General features: G+C 64.0%; 20 protein-coding genes. 11 read left to right on the top strand and 9 right to left on the bottom strand.

Translation table 11 applies throughout. The features are described from left to right. Positions 1-28 precede the first annotated feature (28 nt). Positions 29-1,105, top strand: coding sequence for a 3-keto-5-aminohexanoate cleavage protein (locus E8E78_RS08855; RefSeq protein WP_280314118.1), 1,077 nt, complete (start codon positions 29-31; stop codon positions 1,103-1,105). A 72-nt stretch (positions 1,106-1,177) separates the two neighbouring features. Here the strand turns inward: E8E78_RS08855 and E8E78_RS08850 are convergent, their stop codons facing one another. Then, on the bottom strand, positions 1,178-2,461 hold the full coding sequence (locus E8E78_RS08850; RefSeq protein WP_084966935.1) for an arsenic transporter: 1,284 nt from the start codon (positions 2,459-2,461) through the stop codon (positions 1,178-1,180). Between the two features lie 289 nt (positions 2,462-2,750). Between E8E78_RS08850 and E8E78_RS08845 the strand changes: the two genes are divergently transcribed. The 5 genes from E8E78_RS08845 to E8E78_RS08825 all read left to right on the top strand — a co-directional run bounded on the left by E8E78_RS08845 (position 2,751) and on the right by E8E78_RS08825 (position 7,939). After that, the gene (locus E8E78_RS08845) at positions 2,751-4,991 is read left to right on the top strand and encodes a TonB-dependent siderophore receptor (protein WP_114942350.1); all 2,241 of its coding nucleotides are present in this window, start codon (positions 2,751-2,753) and stop codon (positions 4,989-4,991) included. 157 nt (positions 4,992-5,148) lie between these two features. After that, entirely contained in the window at positions 5,149-5,436 is a 288-nt protein-coding gene (locus tag E8E78_RS08840) for a hypothetical protein (protein ID WP_028613446.1), read from the top strand. Next, entirely contained in the window at positions 5,433-6,953 is a 1,521-nt protein-coding gene (locus E8E78_RS08835; protein WP_114942349.1) for a PepSY-associated TM helix domain-containing protein, read from the top strand. The genes E8E78_RS08840 and E8E78_RS08835 overlap by 4 nt, the downstream gene beginning before the upstream one ends. Then, positions 6,950-7,288: a DUF3325 domain-containing protein gene (locus E8E78_RS08830; protein WP_049275190.1), complete on the top strand. Its 339-nt coding sequence runs from the start codon at positions 6,950-6,952 to the stop codon at positions 7,286-7,288. Before E8E78_RS08835 ends, E8E78_RS08830 begins: the two co-directional genes overlap by 4 nt. 111 nt (positions 7,289-7,399) lie before the next feature. Then, complete coding sequence (locus E8E78_RS08825; RefSeq protein WP_049275191.1) at positions 7,400-7,939, top strand: histidine phosphatase family protein; 540 nt, start codon at positions 7,400-7,402, stop codon at positions 7,937-7,939. Between the two features lie 3 nt (positions 7,940-7,942). Here the strand turns inward: E8E78_RS08825 and E8E78_RS08820 are convergent, their stop codons facing one another. Together E8E78_RS08820 and E8E78_RS08815 are read right to left on the bottom strand one after the other, a co-directional pair. Then, positions 7,943-8,728 (bottom strand): sulfite exporter TauE/SafE family protein, encoded by a 786-nt coding sequence (locus E8E78_RS08820; protein ID WP_016500583.1) that lies wholly within the window; start codon positions 8,726-8,728, stop codon positions 7,943-7,945. A 105-nt stretch (positions 8,729-8,833) separates the two neighbouring features. Then, a complete protein-coding gene (locus E8E78_RS08815) occupies positions 8,834-9,427 on the bottom strand; it encodes an XRE family transcriptional regulator (RefSeq protein ID WP_049275195.1) in 594 nt (197 codons plus the stop codon). A gap of 115 nt (positions 9,428-9,542) precedes the next feature. On the opposite strand from E8E78_RS08815, the gene E8E78_RS08810 reads away from it, so the two are divergent. From E8E78_RS08810 to E8E78_RS08800, 3 genes are all read left to right on the top strand, one after another. Beyond that, positions 9,543-10,679: an FAD-dependent oxidoreductase gene (locus E8E78_RS08810; protein WP_016500581.1), complete on the top strand. Its 1,137-nt coding sequence runs from the start codon at positions 9,543-9,545 to the stop codon at positions 10,677-10,679. Positions 10,680-10,691: 12 nt separating this feature from the next. Then, entirely contained in the window at positions 10,692-11,069 is a 378-nt protein-coding gene (locus E8E78_RS08805) for a RidA family protein (protein ID WP_016500580.1), read from the top strand. Between the two features lie 94 nt (positions 11,070-11,163). Next, complete coding sequence (locus E8E78_RS08800; protein WP_059395701.1) at positions 11,164-12,228, top strand: hypothetical protein; 1,065 nt, start codon at positions 11,164-11,166, stop codon at positions 12,226-12,228. Between the two features lie 110 nt (positions 12,229-12,338). Here E8E78_RS08800 and mcpA read toward each other — a convergent pair whose 3' ends face one another. Together mcpA and E8E78_RS08790 are read right to left on the bottom strand one after the other, a co-directional pair. Further along, entirely contained in the window at positions 12,339-14,225 is a 1,887-nt protein-coding gene (mcpA, locus tag E8E78_RS08795) for a methyl-accepting chemotaxis protein McpA (protein ID WP_049277966.1), read from the bottom strand. 142 nt (positions 14,226-14,367) lie between these two features. Continuing rightward, positions 14,368-15,246: a LysR family transcriptional regulator gene (locus tag E8E78_RS08790; protein WP_049277963.1), complete on the bottom strand. Its 879-nt coding sequence runs from the start codon at positions 15,244-15,246 to the stop codon at positions 14,368-14,370. 102 nt (positions 15,247-15,348) lie between these two features. On the opposite strand from E8E78_RS08790, the gene E8E78_RS08785 reads away from it, so the two are divergent. Then, positions 15,349-15,777 (top strand): PACE efflux transporter, encoded by a 429-nt coding sequence (locus E8E78_RS08785; protein WP_114942347.1) that lies wholly within the window; start codon positions 15,349-15,351, stop codon positions 15,775-15,777. On the opposite strand, the gene E8E78_RS08780 is transcribed toward E8E78_RS08785, so the two are convergent. The 4 genes from E8E78_RS08780 to E8E78_RS08765 all read right to left on the bottom strand — a co-directional run bounded on the left by E8E78_RS08780 (position 15,774) and on the right by E8E78_RS08765 (position 19,795). Then, complete coding sequence (locus E8E78_RS08780) at positions 15,774-16,835, bottom strand: hypothetical protein (protein ID WP_059395698.1); 1,062 nt, start codon at positions 16,833-16,835, stop codon at positions 15,774-15,776. The genes E8E78_RS08785 and E8E78_RS08780 overlap by 4 nt on opposite strands. Positions 16,836-17,047: 212 nt before the next feature. Further along, positions 17,048-17,716 carry a GntR family transcriptional regulator gene (locus E8E78_RS08775; RefSeq protein ID WP_016500574.1) on the bottom strand — a complete coding sequence of 223 codons (669 nt, stop codon included), beginning with the start codon at positions 17,714-17,716 and terminating at the stop codon, positions 17,048-17,050. 16 nt (positions 17,717-17,732) lie between these two features. Next, positions 17,733-18,437, bottom strand: a complete 705-nt coding sequence (locus E8E78_RS08770; protein ID WP_016500573.1) for a FadR/GntR family transcriptional regulator — start codon at positions 18,435-18,437, stop codon at positions 17,733-17,735. 44 nt (positions 18,438-18,481) lie between these two features. Further along, the gene (locus tag E8E78_RS08765; protein WP_049276862.1) at positions 18,482-19,795 is read right to left on the bottom strand and encodes a C4-dicarboxylate transporter DctA; all 1,314 of its coding nucleotides are present in this window, start codon (positions 19,793-19,795) and stop codon (positions 18,482-18,484) included. A gap of 456 nt (positions 19,796-20,251) precedes the next feature. Between E8E78_RS08765 and E8E78_RS08760 the strand changes: the two genes are divergently transcribed. Then, positions 20,252-21,817, top strand: coding sequence for a PAS domain-containing methyl-accepting chemotaxis protein (locus E8E78_RS08760; protein WP_114942346.1), 1,566 nt, complete (start codon positions 20,252-20,254; stop codon positions 21,815-21,817). Positions 21,818-21,826: the final 9 nt, after the last annotated feature.

Raw genomic sequence — 21,826 nt, 5'->3', positions numbered from 1 at the left:
CAATAATCACAATATAAGGAACACCCCCATGAACTTCCTTGATGGCCACCTGTTCACCGAGAACCAGCAGCCGTTGATCATCACCGCAGCGCCCTACGCGCCTTCCTGGGTGCCGTCCGACTTCCCCGAGGACATTCCGGTGACCATGGCCGAGCAGGTACAGAAGGCCGTGGATTGCTACAACGCCGGTGCCACGGTACTCCACCTGCATGTGCGCGAGCTGGATGGCAAGGGCTCCAAGCGCCTGTCCAAGTTCAACGAGTTGATTGCCGGTGTGCGTGAAGCGGTACCGGAAATGATCATCCAGGTGGGTGGCTCGATCAGCTTTGCCCCTGAGACCGAAGGCGCTGCGGCCAAGTGGCTGAGCGACGATACCCGCCACATGCTGGCCGAGCTCGACCCCAAGCCCGATCAGGTCACGGTGACGGTCAACACCTCGCAGATGAACGTGGTCGAGCACTGGGGCTACCAGGATGTGCGCGGGACTTCGATGGAAGACCCGGCCGTGTATGAGGCCTACAAGGAAATGACCGTGCCCGCGCAGCCCGGCTGGGTCGAGGAGCACGTGCGCCGCCTGAGCGCCGCCGGTATCCAGAGTGCCTTCCAGTGCTACAACCTGAACAGTTTCGAGTCGGTCGAGCGCCTGATGCGTCGTGGCATCTACAAAGGCCCGCTGGTGATGAACTGGGTGGCCATCGGCGGCGGCATGGACGTACCGAACATCTACAGCCTGGCCAACATCGTGCGGGCCGTGCCGGACGGCGCCGTGCTCACCGTGGAAAGCTCGATGCGCAACGTGCTGCCGATCAACATGATAGGCATCGCCATGGGCCTGCACGTGCGCTGTGGCATCGAGGACAACCTGTGGAACCAGGCGCAGACCGAGAAGATGTCCACCGTGCAGCAGATCGAACAGCTGGTGCGCATTTCGCGCGAGTTCGGTCGGCCGATCGCCACCGCCAAAGAGGCTCGTGAAATCAGCAAGATCGGCGTGTTCTACGACACCGTCGAAGAGAGCCTGCAGGCCAATGGTTTCGCGCCAAACCGCAACGGTGGCCAGCAGGGCTTCTTGCGCAAGACGGCTGAAACCGCTGACGGCAACTGAGTATTGGTTGAAGAGAGGTTTTGCGCTGGCTGAAGCTGTGCTCCAAGGATTGGAGCCAGCTGCTCGGCAACCTCAAAAACTCAACCACAGTGCCAGGGCCGCCAAGGTCGCCAGCAGCACTGGCACGGTCAGCAGTACGCCGACCTTGAAGTAATACCCCCAGCCGATCACCACCCCTTTACGCGCCAGCACATGCAGCCACAGCAACGTGGCCAGGCTGCCGATCGGGGTGATCTTCGGCCCCAGGTCGCAGCCGATGACATTGGCGTAGATCATCGCCTCGCGCACCACGCCCTGGGCTTCGCTGGCATGGATGGACAAGGCGCCGATCAGCACACTGGGCAGGTTGTTCATCAGCGACGAGAGCAGCGCCGCAATCAGCCCGGTGCCCAGCGTAGCCGCCCAAAGCCCATGCCCGGCGAGCCAGTCCAGTACCCCGGCAAGGGCGTCAGTCAGGCCGGCATTGCGCAGCCCGTACACCACCAGGTACATCCCCAGCGAGAACACCACGATCTGCCACGGTGCTTCGCGCAGCACGCGGCGGGTTGAAATCACGTGGCCGCGGGCGGCCACGGCAAACAGCACGGCGGCGCAGGCCGAGGCCACCGCGCTGACCGGGATGCCCAGCGGCTCCAGCACGAACAGCGCGGCCAGCAACACCACCAGTACCACCCAGCCCGCACGGAACGTGGCGCGATCGCGCACTGCCAGGGCAGGCAACTGCAGGTCGTCGGTGGCGTACCGCAACGGGATGTCACGGCGAAAATACAGCCACAGCACCAGCAGCGTGGCCGCTACCGCCACCAGGTTCACCGGCACCATCACGGCGGCGTAGGCGTTGAAGCCGAGCCCGAAGTAGTCCGCCGACACGATGTTTACCAGGTTCGATACCACCAATGGCAGGCTTGCGGTGTCGGCGATAAAACCGGCGCCCATCACGAAGGCCAGGGTTGCCGTGGGGGAAAAGCGCAGCGCCAGCAGCATCGACATGACGATGGGGGTAAGGATCAGTGCTGCGCCATCGTTGGCGAACAGCGCGGATACCGCTGCCCCCAGCAGCACCATGAAGGCAAACAGGCGACGCCCGTCGCCTCGGGCCCAACGCGCCACATGCAGCGCCGTCCAGGCGAAGAAACCGGCTTCGTCCAGCAACAGGCTGATGACGATCAGGGCGATGAAGGTGGCGGTGGCGTTCCAGATGATTGCCCAGACGGTGGGGATATCGTGCAGTGACACCACACCGCACAGCAGGGCCAGAAGCGCACCGAAGGTGGCGCTCCAGCCGACGCCGAGGCCTTTGGGTTGCCAGATGACCAGGGTCAGGGTGAACAGGAAAATCAGCGTGGCTGGGAGCATGAACAGATGGCTCGGGTTAGAGGAAGGCAATTGTAGCCAGTGCAGAAGCCAATTACTCCAGCATGACCAGGATTCTGTGTGAGCGGGAATACGGCGCTCTACCGCGCGCTTCAGCAAAGTTCGGTTACAAACATGTAAACTTCGTAAATACGATTTACTCTCATTTGCGATTCCATATATTTACCACCCCTGTTGGCCACCAGACTGTGTTTGCGAGGCCGGTGGGCGAGAGCTCCCGGTTTCCGACAGGGATGTGCCGTTTCGCTCATGAATCGCAGGAGATGTACCCATGCAGTGCAGAACTTCACCCAACAGCCTGGCCTTGGCGTTCGTTGCGCTGGCGTCACCGGCCATGGTGGCCACCGCGGCCCAGGCTGAAGAGCAGCGCACGGGTGAGGTGGTGGAAGTGCCGGTTGCCGACAACGCGCTGGTGATTCAGGACACCCTGATCACCGCCGAGCGCGAGGCGCGTCAGGCCTTGGGTTCGTCGATCATCACCGCCGACGACATCAAGCGCCACCCGCCATCCAATGACCTGTCCGATATCATCCGCCGTGAGCCCGGCGTCAACCTGACCGGCAACAGCGCCAGCGGCGCACGCGGCAACAACCGCCAGATCGACCTGCGCGGCATGGGCCCGGAAAACACCCTGATCCTCATCGATGGCAAGCCCTCCAGCGCCCGCAACGCGGTGCGTTATGGCTGGAACGGTGACCGTGATACCCGGGGTGAAACCAACTGGGTGCCCGCCGAGGCAGTCGAGCGTATCGAGATCCTGCGTGGCCCAGCCGCCGCTCGCTACGGCTCCGGCGCCATGGGCGGGGTGGTGAATATCATCACCAAACGCCCCACCGACGAGCTCAAGGGCAGCGTCAGCCTGTTCACCCAGTTGCCGGAAGACAGTGCCGAGGGTGCCAGCCGCCGCGCCAACTTCAACCTCGGTGGCGGCCTCACCGATAACCTTGGTTTCCGGCTGTTCGGCGGCCTGGCCAAGACTGACGCTGACGACCTAGATATCAACGCCAGCCACGCCAACAGCGCACTGGTTGCCGGCCGTGAGGGTGTGCGCAACAAGGACATCAACGGCCTGCTCAGCTGGAAGCTGAACGATGAGCACCGCTTCGAAGCCAGTGCAGGCTACAGCCGGCAGGGCAATATCTATGCTGGCGACACCATGAACAGCAACGGCGGCAGCGACGTCGCACTGATTTCCAGCCTGTATGGCCACGAAACCAACGTCATGCAGCGCAGCACCTACGACCTGACCCACCTGGGCGACTTCACCTGGGGTACCAGCAAGACCACGCTGGCCTACGAATACGTGCGCAACTGGCGCCTCAACGAGGGTTTGGCCGGTGGCCCGGAAGGGGCGATCAACGACAGCGGCGCGGCGATGTCACGGTTGCGCAACACGCGCTTGAACAGTGAGGTCAACTTGCCGTTCGCCCTGGGCAGCACCGAGCATGTGCTGACCCTGGGGGGCGAGTACCTGTACGAGTCGCTCAACGACCAGGGCTCGTTCCGTCCGCAGAGCTTCGACCCGAGTGGCTCGGGCAATGACGCGATCAGCGGTTTCGACCGCAGCGAGTCGAAGATGACCGCCAAAAGCTACGCGTTGTTCGTCGAGGACAATATCGTCATCGGCGACACGACGGTGACGCCTGGCTTGCGTTTTGACCATCACGAGATGTTTGGCGACAACTTCAGCCCCAGCCTGAACCTGTCGCACAAGCTCACCGAGGCGCTGTCGGTCAAAGGCGGCATTGCTCGCGCCTACAAGGTGCCAAACCTGTACCAGTCCAACCCCAATTACCTGCTGTACAGCCGCGGTAACGGCTGCAGTGTGGAGCAGACCAACTCCGGTGGTTGCTACCTGCAGGGTAACGCCGACCTCAAGCCGGAAATCAGCGTCAACAAGGAGATTGGCCTGCTGTATGACCGCGGCACCTGGCGTACCAGCGCCACCTACTTCCGCAATGACTACAAGAACAAGATCATCGGCGGTACCGATGTGCTCTATGCCATCAACAGCGGTCGCCGCGTGACCCAGTGGGAAAACGCAGGCAAGGCGCGGGTGGAAGGTATCGAAGGCAACTTCTTCATCGAGCTGACGCCGACCCTGGACTGGAACACCAACCTGACCTGGATGCTCGACAACGACAATCGCGAGACTGGCGAACCGCTGTCAGTGATCCCGGAATATACCGTCAACACCACCTTGGACTGGCGCGCCACCGAGCAGCTGTCGTTCCAGGTGGCGGGTACTTACTTCGGTAAACAGAAGTCGCCGACCTACAACTACCGCACCCAGCAAGACTACGACCAGGCCGCGCAGCAGGACGTCGAGGCCTATGGCCTGGTGGACGTGAGCGCGGGGTACAAGTTCAACGCCAACTACGACGTGCGGGTGGGCGTGAACAACGTGTTCGACAAGCAGATCCTGCGTGGCGGCAACGCCAGCAGTTCGGGGGCCAACACGTATAACCAGCCGGGCAGGGCGGTGTTTGCTGCGCTGAATATCAACTTCTGATCCAAGGGGCCGCTATGCGGCCCAATCGCCGGCAAGCCAGCTCCCACAGGTCCCGCACAGCCCCTGAACCCTGTGCGGCACCTGTGGGAGCTGGCTTGCCGGCGATTGGGCTGCGCAGCAGCCCTGGCCTCATCGCCGGACCTCAAGGAACCCTCCGATGATCAAAGCCCCTGCCTGGCTACAACTACTCTCCCGCAGCGCCGCCGCGTTGCTCGGCGGCTACGCCCTCAGCTACGCCGCCAGTGCCTGCCTGGCCCGCATCCTGCCGCTATCTGCGGCCGATGCGGTCATTGTCGCGACCCTGCCGGCGTTCATTTTTTACACCGTCGCCATCCTCTGGGCCTTCGCCTGCCGTGATGCCCTGCGCGCCTGGGCGCCACTGGCACTGGCTGCGCCCCTTGCCCTGATCGGTTTCTGGCCGCAGGTAATGGAGCGGCTGGCATGAAGAACACTTTCACCCAATCGATGGCCTGGCTGCACACCTGGGCCGGGCTGATCTTCGGCTGGCTGTTGTTCGCTATCTTCGTCACCGGCACCCTGGCGGTGTTCGACAAGGAGCTCAACCACTGGATGCAGCCGGAAATCCCGGCCACCCAGGTGTCCCAGGCCGACGCTGCCCGGCGCGCTATCAACTACCTGCAGGCCCATGAACCACAGGCTGGCAACTGGGGTATCAGCCTGCCGAGCGAGCGCGCGCCAGGGCTGCGCGTTTCTACCGGCGAGCGCCGCCACGGCGGTGGCGTGCAGCTGGACCCGCGCTCCGGCGAGGCCATCGAGGTGCGCGACAGTGTCGGTGGCAACTTCTTCTTCCGCTTCCACTTCACCCTCGACCTGCCACGCAACTGGGGTATTTTCGTGGTCGGTGCGCTGGCGCTGGTGATGCTTGCGGCACTGGTGACCGGCATCGTCATCCACAAGAAGATCTTCAAGGAATTCTTCACCTTCCGGCCGAACAAGGGCCAGCGCTCGTGGCTGGATTTCCACAACGCCAGTGCGGTGCTGTTGCTGCCGTTCCACCTGATGATCACCTACACCGGCCTGGTGATCTTCATGCTCATCTACATCCCCGCCGGGGTCGATGCGCTCTTTGCCGGCGACGCACGCGCCTACTTCCAGGCCCAAGGCAATGCTCGCGTGGAACAGCCCCGTGGCCTGGCCAGGCAGCCGGCCGCGCTGGTGGACGTAGCTCCGCTGCTGGCCCAGGCCGAGGCCCGGCTGGGGCCGATTGGCGGCTTGAATATCCGCAACCCGAACACGGCGGCGGCGCGCGTCGAAATCCGCCCCGAACTGGGCAACCGCATCGCGCTGGCCAAGGGGCAGGCCATGGTCTTCGATGGCGTCAGCGGGCAATTGCTCAGCGACGTGCCTGAGTGGCGCGCGGTGCCTTTGACCCAGCGGGTCATGGTTGGCCTGCACTTCGCGCAGTTCGGCGGCTATCCGATGCGTTGGCTGTACTTCGTGTGCGGGCTGGTCAGCTGCCTGATGATCGCCAGCGGCCTGGTGCTGTTCTGCGTGAAGCGCGGGCGCAAGTATGCCAGCGCCACTGCCAATACTTCGGCACGGCGCTGGTACCGGGTGGCCGAGGTGTGCAACGTGGGCTTCATCAGCGGTTTGCTGCTGGCGTGCGTCGGGCTGCTGTGGGCCAGCCGCTTGTTGCCGGTGGAACTGGCGCAGCGGGAGAGCTGGGAAGTACGTGCGTTCTTTGGTGTATGGCTGCTGGCGCTGTTGCATGCGGGTGTCAGGCCGGCACGCCGGGCATGGGCCGAGCAACTGTTGCTGACGGCGTTGCTGTGCATCGGCCTGGTTGCGTTTGGCGGCCTCGAAGATGCCATGCGCCTGGGCGTAGCGGCCTGTGCCTTGGTACTGGGCGTGTTGGTTGGGCTGGTGGCCTGGCGGGTGCGGCAAGCACAACCGGTGCAGCAGAAGGCCCGGGCAGGGCGGCGACAGGAGGCCGAGGCATGATGATGTGGATTGCAGGCGCAGTGTTGTTCGCTTATGCCGGTATGCTCGGGCTGTGCCAGGGGCTGGAGCGGCATTACAAACAGGTGTGGAATCGCACCTGCCCGCGCGCGTGGAGGATCAGCCTGCGCAGTGCCGGTTGGTTGGCGTTGCTGGCGAGCCTGAAGCTATGTGCCCAGGCCTGGGGCTGGGCCATGGGGCCGGTGGCCTGGTTCGGCGTGCTGTCGCTGGCGGGGTTGGTGCTGGTGATGTTGTTGCCGTACTGGCCGCGGCTGGCGGTGGGATTGGTGGGGGCGCTGCCGGTGTGGGGTTTGGTGCAGGTGGTTACCCATCTATGAACTGAACGGGCCTGCAATGTATACGCGTTTGTGCAGGCGGCGACATTGTTGCAGCCAAAATCCTCGCAGCATGCTAAACCATTGGCCCCTGCCCGCTGCGAGAGAGCCCCGGTGAAAGCCGTCCGCCTGACCCTGATCTGCCATGCTCTGACCCAGGCCCAGAAGACTGGGCGCCTGCACCGTGCAGATGACGGCATCTTGCCGTTGACCCAACACCCCGACGCCATCGTGCCCGGCATGCAGGTGCTGACTGCGCCAGAGCGGCGAGCCTGCGAGACGGCGGCGTGGTTGTCGGGGCTGGCGCAGAGCGAGCCGGCATTGGCCGATTGCGACCTGGGGCGTTGGCAGGGTTTGCCGTTGAAGCAGTTGCAATCTGAACAACCGCAGGCGTTGGCAGACTGGCTGCAGGACCCGGCCAGTGCGGTCCATGGTGGGGAGTCGTTTGCTGCGCTATGCCAGCGTGTGGCCACCTGGCTGGCGGCTTTCGACACGCCGGGTGAGTGGCTGGCGGTGACTCACCCGATGGTCATGCGCGCCGTGCTGGTACAGGTGCTGGGGTGCCCGATGCAGGCCAGCCAGCGTATCGACGTGCTGCCGCTTTCGCGCCTTGAGCTGAGCTTTACCGGGCAGTGGCGCCTGCGCCTGGGCTGAAGGTCAGAACGCCAGCTTGTAGCCGATCAGCAGCAGCATCGCCGCCAGGCATGGACGCAGCACGCGGTCGGAGATCCGTCCGGTGAGGTGGCTGCCCAGGTAAATGCCCGGCAGCGAGCCCAGCAGCAGGTAACCCAGCAACGACCAGTCCATGTTGCCCATGCCGGCGTGGCCCAGGCCTGCTACCAGGGTGAGCGGCACGGCGTGAGCGATTTCGGTACCGACCAGGCGGCGCGTGACCAGAAACGGGTACAACAGGAACAGCGCCACCGTACCCAGTGCGCCAGCACCGATGGAGGTGAGGGTGACCATTACCCCCAGTACCACGCCAGTAAACACGGTAAGGGTGTTCAGGCTACGGTCGCTGAGGTGGTAGTGGTCACCGGCATGGCGGCTGGCGAAAGCCTGCAGGCGCGATTTGAACAGGATGGCCAGCGCGGTCAGGATCAGTACCACCGCCAGGCCCTGCTTGATGATGGCGTTGAGCGCCGAGGTGTCGGTGTGCAGGGTGTTGAGGAACCACAGCGTCAGCGCTGCGGCGGGCACGCTGCCCAGGCTGAGCAGCCCGGTGATCTTCCAGTCGATGTTCTTGTGGCGCGCATGCACCCAGACGCCACTGGCCTTGGTGATTGCCGCATAGAGCAGGTCGGTACCGACGGCCGTCGCCGGGCTGATGCCAAACCACAACAGGATCGGGGTCATCAGCGAGCCGCCACCGACGCCGGTCATGCCGACGATGAAACCCACGACCAGGCCCGCAATGGTGAAACCGAAAGAACCTACATCCATACGCTACTCGACTGCCCATCTTTGCCCGTTATCGGATGCAGCCAGCATATAGATTTTTTTATAGCCAAATAGACTTGTTCGTTATTAGGTTATAACCGGGCGCCTTCAGCGATCGGTCATCACCACCATCACATGCGCGTCCCCGCCATCCTCGCTTTCCGACAGGTAGATGTGCCCCACCTGGCTGTCGAAGTACGCGGTTTCCTGCGGCCCGATGCTCACAGCTTCACCGGTTTCGAACTCGATGCGCACGCGCCCGCTCAGCACCAGGGCGAACTCTTGCCCGGGGTGGCGGATAAAGTCGTCGAACTGGCCCCGTTCGCGGGCGATGATGCGGGCATAGGCCGGGGTCATGCGCCGCTCGGGGAAGTCGCCAGCAATGGGGTGGTAGTCGTAGGTGCCGGTGGAGTACCCCGCCGCTGCAGGTAGCGAGTCGACCACCACGGTCACCGGCACCGGGGTGGTGACCGTACCGCCGGCGCGAAACAACTGGGCAATGTCGACATTCAACGCCCGTGCGGCGGCAGCCAGCTTCTCGTAGCTGACCGAGACTTGTGCCAGCTCCATCTTCGACAGGGTGGACACCGGTACGCCACTGGCTTCGGACAATTGCTTGAGTGTCATCTGGCGCGCCTTGCGCACCTGGCGCAGGCGCTGGCCGACTACAGTGCGGTCAAGCAGGGGTAGGGCAGCGGGCATTCAGGGCTCTCGGCATACGGCGTGGGTCGGGCATCTTACCTTGGACACTTGCGTATTTCTAAATTCTCATATATTAGAATTCTCATAAATGATAATTAGCCTGGCAGGAGCGTGCATGACCCCAACCTACGACACCCTGATCATCGGTGCCGGCATTGCCGGTGCGTCGTTGGGCTATCGCCTGGCGGGCCAGCAGCGCGTACTGCTGCTCGAGCGCGAATCACAGCCTGGTTACCACTCCACCGGGCGCTCGGCGGCCATGTTCATGGAGGCCTACGGCACCGCGCAGATTCAGGCACTGACCCGCGCCAGCCGGGCCTTTTACGAAACGCCGCCCCAAGGCTTCTGTGAGCATCCGCTGCTGGAACCGCGCGGCTGCCTGTACGTGGCCAGCGTGGAGCAGCGCGAGCTGCTTGAGCAGACCCATGCGCAGAACCTGGCCAATGGCACCGAAGTCCGCCTGCTTGACCGTGACGCCGCCCTGGCCCTGGTGCCCAGCCTGCGTGGCGAAGCCCTGGCCGGCGCAGTGCTTGAACCGGGTGCCATGGACCTGGATGTTCACGCCTTGCACCAAGGCTTCTTGCGCGGTTTACGCGCCGCCGGCGGAGAGCTGCGCTGCAACGCCGAGCTTGTCCAGGCCTCGTACCTGGACGGGCTGTGGCAGGTGGAGCTGGGTGACGGCAGCCGGGTGCAGGCCCGTCAGTTGGTGAACGCTGCTGGCGCCTGGGCTGACCGCGTGGCCGAGCAGTGCGGCGTGGCGCGCATCGGCCTGCAACCTTGCCGGCGCAGTGCGTTCACCTTCCCCGGCCCGGCAGACCAGGACTTCGCCCGCTGGCCGGCAGTGATCGGCGTCGACGAAAGCTTCTACTTCAAACCCGACGCCGGCCAGTTGCTGGGGTCGCCAGCCAATGCCGACCCGGTGGAACCCCAGGACGCCGCGCCCGAAGAGCTCGACGTCGCCTTGGGCATCTACAACATCGAAGCCATGACCACCTTGGCGATCCGACGCCCCAGCCACACCTGGGCCGGGCTGCGCTCGTTCGTTGCCGACGGTGACCTGGTGATCGGTTTCGATGCGCACGCCCCCGCGTTTTTCTGGCTGGCGGCGCAAGGTGGCTATGGCATCCAGTCCGCAGCCGGCGCCTCGCGCCTGGCCGCCGACTTGCTGCTTGGCCAACACCTGTGCCCTAGTCTTGTCAGCCAGGGCGTGGCGCCCGAGCGCCTGTCCCCGGCCCGTTTCCAGCAATCCTGAAAGGAGCATCTCATGAGCAATGACATCCAGCGTTTCCCCAGCAGCCTGCCGTTTCCGTTTTCCCGTGCGGTGAAAGCGGGTGGTTTCCTGTTCCTCTCCGGCCAGGTGCCGATGAGTGCCAGCGGCGAAGTGGTGCGGGGTGATATCCAGACCCAGACCCGCGCCGCCTGCGAGCGCATCGCCGAAAGCCTGGCAGCGTGCGGCGCGCGTTTCGACCAAGTGGTAAAGGCCACGGTATGGCTGTCGGACATGAGCCATTTCGCCGGTTTCAACGAGGTCTACAAAGAGTTCTTCGGCGCGGCGCTGCCAGTGCGTTCGACTGTGGCCTCGGCGTTGGCACTGGGGGTGGACGTGGAGATTGAAGTGCAGGCGTTTGTCGGCGACGAGTAACCAGGCACGAAGCTTTTGTAGGAGCAGCGCAAGGCTGCGCCTACAAGAGATATGGGGTGGCAGTAAGACAACAACAATAAATCCAGAGGTTCACATGCAAGAGCAACTGAAGATTGCCGGCGCATTTGTCGGCGTGATCGTGGGGGCAGGGTTCGCTTCAGGGCGGGAACTGTTGTTGTTCTTTGTCGACTTCGGCGTGTGGGGGCTGGTCGGCGCACTGGTCAGCGCCGCCCTGTTCACCTTCCTCGGCATGGCCCTGGCGGCGTTGGGCAACCGCCAGCAGGCCACCTCGCACAAGGATGTGATCCAGGCCATCTGCGGCCGCCAGCTGGGCCTGTTCGTCGACTGGCTGATCACCTTTTTCATGTTCGCTGTCACCGTGGTCATGCTGGCCGGCGGTGGTGCGCTGCTGGAGCAGCAGTTCGGCATTCCGGCACTGACCGGCAGCGTGCTGGTAACGATGGTGGTGGTGGGCATCGTGTGCCTGGACGTGCGCAAGGTGATCCTGGCCATTGGCGCCATCACCCCGCTGTTGATCCTGGTGGCGTCGGCAATCGCGTTGTATGCCGTATTCACCCGCGACCAGAGCTTCGCCGCCCTGGATCACCTGGCCAGCCAGCAACAAGCCGGCACCCGCCATTGGCTGCTGGGCGCGTTCCTGTATGTGTCTTACAACATTGTGGCTGGTGCGCCGATCCTGGCCATACTGGGCGGTTCGGCCAAGGGCGAGAAAACCGCAATGTGGGGTGGCCTGCTCGGTGGCGCGGCGCTGGGTGGCCTGATGCTGGTGATGAGCGCGGGGCTGTTGTCGCGCCTGGACAGCGTGGCCGACTTGCCCATGCCGATGCTGTCGATTGCCAGCGAGGTGTCGCCGCTGCTGGGGCTAGTGATGTGCCTGATCATCTTCGGCATGATCGTCAACACCGCGGTGGGTACGTTGTTCTCGTTCCTTTCACGGCTGCTGCCGGCGGGCACGGCGAAATTCCGCTGGGGCTCGGTGGTTACCGGGGTGGTGGCGTTTGGTTGCAGCCTGGTGGGGTTCATCAGCCTGGTTGGTGAGGTGTACCCGTTCTTTGGCTACCTTGGGTTCGTGCTCATGGCGGCGGTGTTGCTGGCCTGGGTGCGGCGGGGCAGGGCCGTCAAGGCGGCGGTGGCATAAGGGGCTGCTGAGGAGCCCGATCGCGACGCAACGCCGCTCCCACAGGTATAACGCGGTCCTTGTGGGAGCGGCCTTGTGTCGCGATTAGGGCGCAAAGCGCCCTCAGGCAATTAAATCCTGAAGCTGCCCACCAGTTGCTTCAAGCGCCCGGCCTGCTGGGCCAGCTGGTCGCAATGGCGCAGGGTGTCGTTGAGATTTTCCACACCCTGCTGGTTCAGGGCGTTGATCTGGGTAATGTCCAGGTTCAGGCTCTCGACCACGGCAGTCTGTTCTTCGGTGGCGGTAGCCACCGACTGGTTCATGCCATCGATTTCGCCAATGCGCTGGGTCACACTGGCCAGGCGCACACCGGCCTGGTTGGCCACCTGGACAGTCTGCTCGCTGGACACCTGGCTGGTGTTCATGGTGTGCACCGCTTCGCGCGAGCCTACTTGCAGGCTGGTGATCATGCGGTGAATTTCTTCCGCCGATTCCTGGGTGCGGTGCGCCAGGTTGCGCACTTCGTCGGCCACCACGGCAAAGCCACGGCCAGCTTCACCGGCACGGGCCGCCTCGATGGCGGCGTTCAGGGCCAGCAGGTTGGTTTGCTGCGAGATGCCCTTGATCACGTCGAGGATCTTGCCGATTTCGTCGGTGCTGGCGTTAAGCGTTTCGATCTGCGCGCAGGATTCGCTGATGCGCTGCGACAGGGCGGTCATGGCGCTGATCGCTTCCTCGACCACTTCACGTCCGCCGTGGGCCTGCTCGCTGGCGCCGCTGGCATGCTGCGAGGCATCGGCGGCGTTGCGGGCGATTTCCTGGGTGGCGGCACCCAGCTCGTTGATGGCGGCGGCCACGCTGTTGGTGCGCATGCTCTGTTCTTCAGAACCACTGATCGAGGCGTTGGAGGCGCTGACCACTTTCTCCGACAGGTCATGCACCAGGCGGGTGGCCGAAGACACTTCGCTGATCGAGGCATGGATGCGCTCGACAAAGCGGTTGAACGAGGTGGCCAGCTCGCCGAACTCGTCCTTGTTCTGTACGGTCAGGCGGCGGGTAAGATCACCTTCACCCTCGGCGATGTCGCGCATGGCGCGGCCCATGGTGGTGAGCGGGCTCATCAGCACCGGGATCAGCAGGCCGAGCAGGCCGGCGATGGCCGCCACGGCAATCAGCATGGCGATGATCGCCGAGGTGCGGAACTGGCTGAGCGCGGCGTAAGCCTTGTCTTTGTCGATCGACAGGCCGATGTACCACTGCGCCGACGGCAGCCCGGCCACCGGGGCGAAGGAGATGATGCGGTCCTGGCCGTTCAGGGTGACATCCTGCATGCCAGCGGCAACCCGCAGATTGCTGCCGGGGTAGATGTCCTTGAGGTTCTTCATCACCTGGTCTTTGTCTGGGCTGACAATCACCTGGCCATTGGCGTCGGCCAGGAAGGCATGGCCGATGCCACCGAAATCCACCGAGTTGATGATTTCGACCAGGGTGTCGAGGGTCACGTCACCACCGACCACACCCAGCAGTTCGCCATTGTTCTTGCTCTTCACCGGGGTGGCGATGGTCACCATCAGGCCACCGACGGCGCCCTGGTAAGGGGCTGTCAGCACGGTTTGCCCGGCGTTGGCGGCGGCGCCATACCATGGGCGCTGGCGGGGGTCGTAACCGGCAGGCATCTGGGTGTCCGGGCGCTGGGTGAACACCCCGTTGGCCTGGCCCAGGTAGGTGAACAGGAAATTGCGCGTGTAGGAAGGCTGCTCGATCAGCCCGGCCAAGGTCTCGCCGGCACCTTGCTGGCCGATGTCCTGGGCCAGGTTTTCCAGCACCAGGATGCGCCCGCTCATCCAGTTTTGCACGCTGCTGGCGGTCAGTGCACCGGACTGCTGCACCGAGGCTTCGATGTTCTGGCGAATAGTGTTGCGTTGCAGGTAGTCGTTGTAGAGCGTGAACAGGGCAAATGCCAGGACCACGACGCCGCAGGCGCTGAGCAGGATCTTGTGGCGAAATTTCAGGTTCATGTTTCGAGACCTTGAGCCAATGAGGGGAGGGCGCAGCACGCTCATGACGCGATGCGGGGCCTGTCGACCGGGATATCGGCCCAAGGGGTAAAAGATTGAAGCACTTACAGTAATTTCTTAGGGGCGTTTCGACAGACGGCAGTCACTGATTCGCCAGCTCTTCGATCAACAGCCGTGCAGCCTTCTGCAGCGGTTGTTGTTTGCGCCAAAAAATGTGTACCGGCAGCTGCAACTCGTTGCGGGTATTGCGAAAATCCAGGCGTACAAGGCGCCCGCTGGCCAGCAGCGGCGCGACCCGCGACAGCGGCAGGTCGCCCCAGCCCAGGCCGGCTTCGACCATCTGTAATGCCAGGTCGAAGCTGTCGGTGGACCAATGCGTTGCACCAATCAGCGGGCGAGGGTCGGCCAGCGGCAGGTCGCGGCTGCGTACAAGAATCTGGCGCACCCGGGTCAGGTCTTCGAGGTAATGGATGCGCCCCTCGCGCAAGGCTGGGTGGGTGGGCGACAGCGTCGCCACCAGCGACTCCATGCCGATGTGCTGGAAGCCTCGGCGGGCATCGACCTGCAGGCCGGCAAAGGCCACACAGAGGTCGGCCCGCCCACTGTCCAGCAGATGCAGGGCTTCTTCGTGCGGGGCGCTGAGCAGGGCGATGTCCAGCAACGGGTGGCGCTCGCCGAGGCTGGCGATGGCGGCCAGCAACGGGCGGTGGTCGATGTCCGGCACAACGGCCACGCTCAGGCTGCTTTCCAGCCCTTGGGACAGCTCCAGGGCATGTACCTGAAGCAGCCCCAGCTGTTCGGCAATCAGCCTGGCGTGTGGCTCCAGGGCCAAGGCCTTTGCGGTAGGCCGGACCTCGCGTGAGCCGCGTTCGAACAGGCTGTAGCCCAGCTCGGCCTCAAGGTTGCCGATGGCCATGCTCACGGCCGAGGGCACCCGCTGCAGAGCGCGTGCGGCGGCGGAAAACGAGCCGCGGTCGAGCACGGCAAGAAACAGCTGGATGTTGTCGCTGGAAAAGTTCATGGCAGCCTCCTGTCAGTAGATCTGACAGCTGCTGACTTTTGCTGTCAAGCACGATGAAGCATGATCGCGCCCCATCGCTATTGTCATTGGAGGTAACCCCGGGTGCAGGGACTGAAACGCAAACTGGTCTACGTGACTTTCTATGAACTGATCGGGCTGTGCATGTCGACCCTCGGGCTGGCCTACCTGTCGGACACCCAGGCGTCGCATACCGGGCCACTGGCGGTCATGATCACCACCATCGCCATGCTCTGGAACGTGGTCTACAACACCCTGTTCGAACACTGGGAGAGCCGCCAGGCCAAGCGCGGTCGCAGCGTGGGGCGCCGAGTGGCGCATGCCATCGGTTTTCAGCTGACCCTGGTGGTATACCTGATCCCGCTGATTGCCTGGTGGCTGGACATGACGCTGGTTGAAGCGCTGCTGGTGGACATGGCGTTCATCATTCTGGTGCCGTGTTACACCTTTGCCTACAACTGGGCGTTTGACCGGGTGTTTGGGCTGCCCAGCTCGGCCATGGCTACCGCCTAAGGCGGCAGGCGGATGATCAAAGGTTCTTGCTGCTGCTTCACCTGCTGCTCCGCCGGTTGCTCGGCTGGCCGCGGCATGCTGGCCAACAAGCTGTCCTCAACCTGCCCCGACAGGTAATACACCCCCGCCATTGCCCCGCTCTGGCGGTTCTCCATCAACTCCTGCCATTCCTGGTTCAGTGCCACGTTGAGGATCACCCGCAACTGCTCGACCATCTGCGGCTGCTCGCGGTCATGGGTCATCATGCCGTAGCCGGCCGCGGCGATCGAAATCATGGCCCCTGCCACTTTGCCGACTGCCGATGCCACGGCGCTGGCGATGCCGCGTGGGGCCAGGGTAGCGCCGAGCTTGTCGCTCGCCTGGGTGGCCACCGAATTCAGCCCGACATCGGTCTTCCCGGGGCCTTTGCTGGCCAGTTTGTGAAGGTGCTGGCGCATGGCTTGCCAGGCCGGCTGCTGGTCCAGCGGCTTGGCCCGTAGCAGTTGATACAGGCTGGCATTGCGGGCATCCGGTGGCCCCAGGGCGATGGCGGGGATCCGGTTGAGGCGCTGGCTGAGCTGCTCGGGCGGTGCGTTGTAGCGGCTGATGATGGCTGGCAGCTGCTGGCCGAACAGTTGCAGGTACAGCTCGCAGGCCCGGTCGCGGATGCCTTCTGGGTTGATCTGTTCGGCCACCGGCTCGATCACCCGCTCGTGGTACTGCTCCTGCAGGTACAGGGCCAGGCGCTTTTCCGCCGGTTCCCGGCCTTTGCCACTGTCCAGTTTGTACCAGGCCACCTTGAGGGTCAGCCACTGCTGGGTCCAGTAGCCGGTGAACCAGGGGATGAAGTCACTTTCAGTGCGCTGTTGTACCTGCTCCCGCCATACCCGCATGGAGCGCCGGGCATAGTCGTTGGCCGAACCGGCGGCGCCGACCGAGGCATCGATCAGTTCCTGGTCGATGCGTTGCCAGGCGGCGGGCGTGAGCACCGCAGGGGGTGGCGGGGCAGGCGGGCGCTTGCCCGCGCAACCGGCGAGCGCCAGCAGAAGGCACAGCAGCAGAGGGATTCGAGAACTCACGCAACCGCCTCCCTGGTAGAGGCTGGGGTGGTTCTCGCAGTATAGGGTGGGGTTATTGGAGCTGCTGTGCAGCCCATCGCCCGGCCACCGCGGCCCCTGTAGGAGCAGCCTTGTGCTGCGAAGAGGCCGGCAAGGCAAAAGATCATCTTCGCCAGCTATGGCCTCTTCGCAGCACAAGGCTGCTCCTACAGGGACCGCGTCAGCATGAGTGGCTATTTCAGGTCGAGCTTTTCTTCCAGGCGGTCCAGGTGCTTGTGCATCAGCCCAAGCGCCGCCTCGGCATTGCCTTGCTCCACGGCATCGATGATCGCCGCATGTTCCTGCCAGGCGCAGTGGTCGCAGCACGGCGATTCGTAGCGGGCGATGATCAGCGAGGTCATGGGAACCAGGCCATTGAGAAACCGCGCCAGTGGCGCATTGGCTGCCACCTGCGCCAGCTTGAGGTGAAACTCGCCGCCCAGGCGGATCGCCGCGCAACGTTCGCCGCTTTCATGGTGCTGGCGTTCGCGGTCCACCAGTTGCCGCAGCTGGCGCACCTGCGCCGGCCGGGCGCGCTGGGCAGCCAGGGTGATCAGTGTGGTTTCGGCCAGGCGCCGGGCACTGAGCACCTGGCGCGCCTGGTCCGGGTCGGGCGCGGCCAGGTGCGCGGTGTGGCTGGGGCGCTGCACCACCACCTGCTGGTCGGACAGGCGCCCAAGTACACGCCGAATCACGGTGCGGCTGACACCAAAGGCATGGCCCAGCGCCTGCTCGGGCAACAGGGCCCCCGGTGGCAGGCGCTGTTCGAGAATGGCGTCAAACAGCCGAGGATAGATCTGCTCGGCCGACAGGCGGGTTTCGCCAGCAGCCAGCAGGGCTGGCAGGTGGGGGGCGGCGTTCATGGTCGCTCTCCTGGGGTCATGGGCGCGGGTGGTCGTCCGGGATGTTCAACGGGATGCCCATGCGCTGGCCTTCGGCCAGAATGTGCTGGCGCATCTGGGCGCTGGCCTGGGCACTGTTGCGTTCGCGAATGGCGCGTACCACGGCTTCGTTTTCCTTGAGCCGCGCGGCCAGGTGTTCCGGCGAATTGCGCAGCATGTCGGCACTTTGCTTCAAGGCATTGCCGGTCTGCTGCACCACGCTCTGGAAGATCGGGTTGGTGGTAAGGGTGAACAACGCCTCATGGAACGCGATGTAGGCTTTTACCCCGGCTTCGCTGTCATCGGCCTCCAGCGCTTCACGCATGTCCATCAGGGTGAGGCGCAACTGGCCGACGTCCTGGCTGTTGGCCGACTGCGCCACCAGCCCGACGATGAAGGGTTCGAGGGTGTAGCGCAGCTCCAGCACATCGGCCAGGCTGGCCGCAGCGCTGGTGTCCATGCCTGGTTCCGGGATGACGGCGTCGGCGTCCAGTACCAGTACGCCCTTGCCCGGCAGCGAGCGTACCAGGCCCAGGGTTTCCAGTACGGTCACCGCTTCGCGCAGGCTTGGGCGGCTGATGCCCAGCTGTTCGGCCAGCTCACGCTGGCCCGGCAGCATGTCGCCGGTGCGCCATTGGCCCCGGGCCAGGGCCTGGCGCAGTTTTTCCACCACTGAGGTGACGACGGTCGATGAGCTGATCACGGTTCGCTCCTGCAAGGGCCGGCGTCATCGCCGGCCACTTTCGGTCAAAATTCCTGTTGATGATGTGCGTTGGGCTGTTTGCGCGGCGTCGGGGTAAAGCCGAGCTTGCCGTCGAGCACGTTCTGCGCGCGCTCCAGGTCAATGTCCTTTTCCCAACGAGCGATGGCCACGGTCGCCACGCAGTTGCCAATCAGGTTGGTCAATGCCCGGCCGATGCCCATGAACCAGTCCACCGCCAGCACCAGCACCAGGCCCACCACCGGAATCGCCGGCACGGCTGTCAGGGTGGCGGCGAGGATCACCAGCGCCGAGCCTGGGATGCCGTGAGCCCCCTTGGAAGTCACCAGCGACACCAGCAGGATGGTCAGCAGGTCGGTCATTTCCAGCGGTGTGCCGGTGGCGTTGGCGATAAACACGATGGCCAGGGTCAGGTAGATGGAGAAGCCGTCGAGGTTGAACGAGTAGCCGGTGGGGATGACCAGGCCGACCGTGGAGCTGCCAATGCCCAGGTGCTCCAGCTTGCGCATGATCTGTGGCAGCACGGCGTCGGACGACGCGGTGCCAAGGACGATGGTCAGCTCTTCACGCAGGTACTTGATCAATGGCAGCAGCTTCAGGCCCGACAGGCGCATCACCGTACCCAGCACGATCAGCACGAAGCCGGCGCAGGTCAGGTAGAACAGTGCCACCAACCCGCCCAGGTGCTGCAGCGACTCCAGGCCATACTTGCTGGTGGTGAAGGCGATTGCGCCGAACACGCCGATGGGGGCCAGGCGCACGATCATGCCCATGATGCGGAAGATCACATGGCTCAGTTCGTTGATCAGCCTTGAGATGCCGGCGGCCGAGTCACCCACCAGGTTCAGTGCGCTACCGAAAAGCACCGAGAACAGCAGCACCTGGAGAATGTTGTTGTCGGCGAAGGCACCCACCACCGAGGTGGGGATCAGGTCCATGAAGAACGCCGTGGCGCCATGGATGTGCTGGCCGCGCTCGGCCAGGCCGTTGGCATCGGCGCTGGACAACTGGTCCAGGTGGATGTTAGCACCGCTGCCGATGCCGCTGCTGAAGGCGAACACCAGGCCGATCACCAGCGCCAGGGTGGTCAGCACTTCAAAGTAGATCACCGACTTCAGGCCGATGCGCCCGACCTTTTTCAGGTCGCCCGCGCCCGAGATACCGCTGACCACCACGCAGAACACGATCAGGCCGATGAGCATCTTGATCAGCTTGATGAAGCCGTCGCCGAGGGGTTTGAGTTGCAGGGAGAGGTCGGGAAAACTGAGACCGCAGGCGATGCCGAGGGCAAGGCCGAGCACGACTTGCAGGAATATCGAACGCGAGCACCATTTGAGCATGGGGGGAGTCTCTGATCGGTGTCCTTGCTTCGGTAGCCGCACGGGGCGAAAGAGCGCAGGACTTAATTATTGTGGTCTTACCGGTTTGTTCAGCGCGAAGCCATAAAAGCGCGAAAAATCCTACATTGCAAGGGTTTTTGGCCTTACCGGTCTGACCAGTTGTGGTGCAATTTGGCTTGCCAGGCTCTACTTCGGTGCGTGCCGTGAGGGGCGCCCGTACGCGTTTGTGCAGGGCCCGGCCACTGCCGGGAATACCGCTGCAATCAGCTTGCCAAGCGCGGCCGGGAACGTTGAATAATCGATAACGCCATGATCCGTAAGGTTTATTTGCTTTATGTGGCGGGACTCGTAGAATCCCGCGCCTGACCGGGCAGTCACCAAGAGCACATTGACGGATTTTTTATCCCGCAAAGGCTCGCAGCAGGCGCCTGGCACCCCCTTGAATGGAGTCTCATCGTGCGCCTCAACCTGCCGGTAACCCCGGTCGAGCAACGTTTTCCCTCTGGCCAGCGGCTGATTTCCGCTACCGATACCGCCAGCCTGATCACCTATTGCAACCCCGAATTCGCCGCCATCAGCGGCTACAGCGATGCCGAACTGATCGGCAGCCCGCACAACCTGGTGCGCCACCCGGACATGCCGCCAGCGGTATACGAGTTGATGTGGCGCTACCTGAAGGCTGGCAAGAGCTGGATGGGCATCGTCAAGAACCGCTGCCGTAACGGCGACTATTACTGGGTCAACGCCTACGTCACGCCTATCCTCGAAGGCGGGCGGGTAGTTGGCTATGAGTCGGTACGGGTGTGCCCCACGCGTGAGCAGGTCGCCCGCGCCGAGGCCCTGTATGCGCGGATGCGTACCGGCCAGGCGGTACTGTCGGCGCCGCGGCGGCTGGGCCTGCTGGTGCAGGCCCTGGCGTTGCCCCTGGCCGGTGGGCTGTTGGCGCTGGTCGCCAACCAGCTGTGGCCTGGCCTGGTGGGACAGGGACTGACCGGGGGGTTGTTCATGGCCTATGGCCTGTGGGCACGCAACGCCCTCGGCCGCCAGATACAGCAGGTGGTCGAGGGGGCCGAAGGTACCTTCGCCGACCCGGTCGCGGCGTTGACTTACAGCGACCTGCCTGGCGCTGCCGGGCAGCTGCAACTGATGCTGATCAGCGAAGAGGCACGGTTGAAAACTGCGTTGACGCGGTTGAGCGACCTGGCCGGGCAAATGGCCGTGGCGGCCCACGATGCCGGGCAGTTGTCACGCAGCACCGAGGCAGCGTTGCTGGAGCAGCGCGCAGAAACCGACCTGAGCGCCACGGCAATGAACCAGATGGCGGCCTCCATCGGTGAAGTGGCCAACCACGTGCAGTTGACTGCGGCCGAAGCCCACACGGCCCACCAGCTGGCCGAACAGGGTAGCCAGGTGGCCGATGCCAGCGGCGCGGCCATTCGCACCTTGGCCAGCACGGTGACCCAGATCAACCAGGCAGTCAGCCACCTGGCCGGTCAGACCGGTGCCATCGCCGAGGCGGCCGGGATGATCCGCGGTATTGCCGAGCAGACCAACCTGCTGGCCCTGAACGCAGCCATTGAAGCCGCGCGTGCGGGCGAACAGGGCCGTGGTTTTGCCGTGGTCGCCGATGAGGTAAGGGCGCTGGCTGACAAGACCCGCCAGTCGACCCTGCACATCCAGGCCATCATCGACACCCTGCGCAGTGGCGCCGAGGAAGCCGTGGCAATTGCCAGCCAGGGCATCACGGGCGCAGAGCAGGGCGTTGCCCAGGTACAGGAAACCCGCGAAGCACTGCATGGCATTCGTGATGCGGTGCAGCGTATCAGTGACATGAGCCAACAGATGGCCACCGCCTCGCAGCAGCAGTCGGCAGTGGCTGAAGACGTTTCGCGGCAGATCAATGGCGTGGCCGGCATTGCCCAGCACAGCGCTCAAAGCGCAAACGCTGCCGCCTCGCGCGGAGCCGAACTGGAACAGGTGTGCGTTGGCTTGCGCGCCCTGGTGGAGCGCTTCAACCGCTAAGGCAGGATG

The sequence above is a fragment of the Pseudomonas sp. BN505 genome (assembly GCF_029873175.1).
GTDB classification, from domain to species: domain Bacteria; phylum Pseudomonadota; class Gammaproteobacteria; order Pseudomonadales; family Pseudomonadaceae; genus Aquipseudomonas; species Aquipseudomonas putida.
This window is presented reverse-complemented; position numbering and strand designations above follow the sequence as displayed.

Coding starts and splice junctions, on each gene's coding strand:
- E8E78_RS08850 (WP_084966935.1), bottom strand. CDS start 2,461: ATGCTCCCAGCCACGCTGATTTTCCTGTTCACCCTGACCCTGGTCATC.
- E8E78_RS08835 (WP_114942349.1), top strand. CDS start 5,433: ATGAAGAACACTTTCACCCAATCGATGGCCTGGCTGCACACCTGGGCC.
- E8E78_RS08765 (WP_049276862.1), bottom strand. CDS start 19,795: ATGCTCAAATGGTGCTCGCGTTCGATATTCCTGCAAGTCGTGCTCGGC.
- E8E78_RS08855 (WP_280314118.1), top strand. CDS start 29: ATGAACTTCCTTGATGGCCACCTGTTCACCGAGAACCAGCAGCCGTTG.
- E8E78_RS08845 (WP_114942350.1), top strand. CDS start 2,751: ATGCAGTGCAGAACTTCACCCAACAGCCTGGCCTTGGCGTTCGTTGCG.
- E8E78_RS08775 (WP_016500574.1), bottom strand. CDS start 17,716: ATGAACGCCGCCCCCCACCTGCCAGCCCTGCTGGCTGCTGGCGAAACC.
- E8E78_RS08830 (WP_049275190.1), top strand. CDS start 6,950: ATGATGATGTGGATTGCAGGCGCAGTGTTGTTCGCTTATGCCGGTATG.
- E8E78_RS08790 (WP_049277963.1), bottom strand. CDS start 15,246: ATGAACTTTTCCAGCGACAACATCCAGCTGTTTCTTGCCGTGCTCGAC.
- E8E78_RS08840 (WP_028613446.1), top strand. CDS start 5,149: ATGATCAAAGCCCCTGCCTGGCTACAACTACTCTCCCGCAGCGCCGCC.
- E8E78_RS08805 (WP_016500580.1), top strand. CDS start 10,692: ATGAGCAATGACATCCAGCGTTTCCCCAGCAGCCTGCCGTTTCCGTTT.
- E8E78_RS08810 (WP_016500581.1), top strand. CDS start 9,543: ATGACCCCAACCTACGACACCCTGATCATCGGTGCCGGCATTGCCGGT.
- E8E78_RS08800 (WP_059395701.1), top strand. CDS start 11,164: ATGCAAGAGCAACTGAAGATTGCCGGCGCATTTGTCGGCGTGATCGTG.
- mcpA (WP_049277966.1), bottom strand. CDS start 14,225: ATGAACCTGAAATTTCGCCACAAGATCCTGCTCAGCGCCTGCGGCGTC.
- E8E78_RS08815 (WP_049275195.1), bottom strand. CDS start 9,427: ATGCCCGCTGCCCTACCCCTGCTTGACCGCACTGTAGTCGGCCAGCGC.
- E8E78_RS08820 (WP_016500583.1), bottom strand. CDS start 8,728: ATGGATGTAGGTTCTTTCGGTTTCACCATTGCGGGCCTGGTCGTGGGT.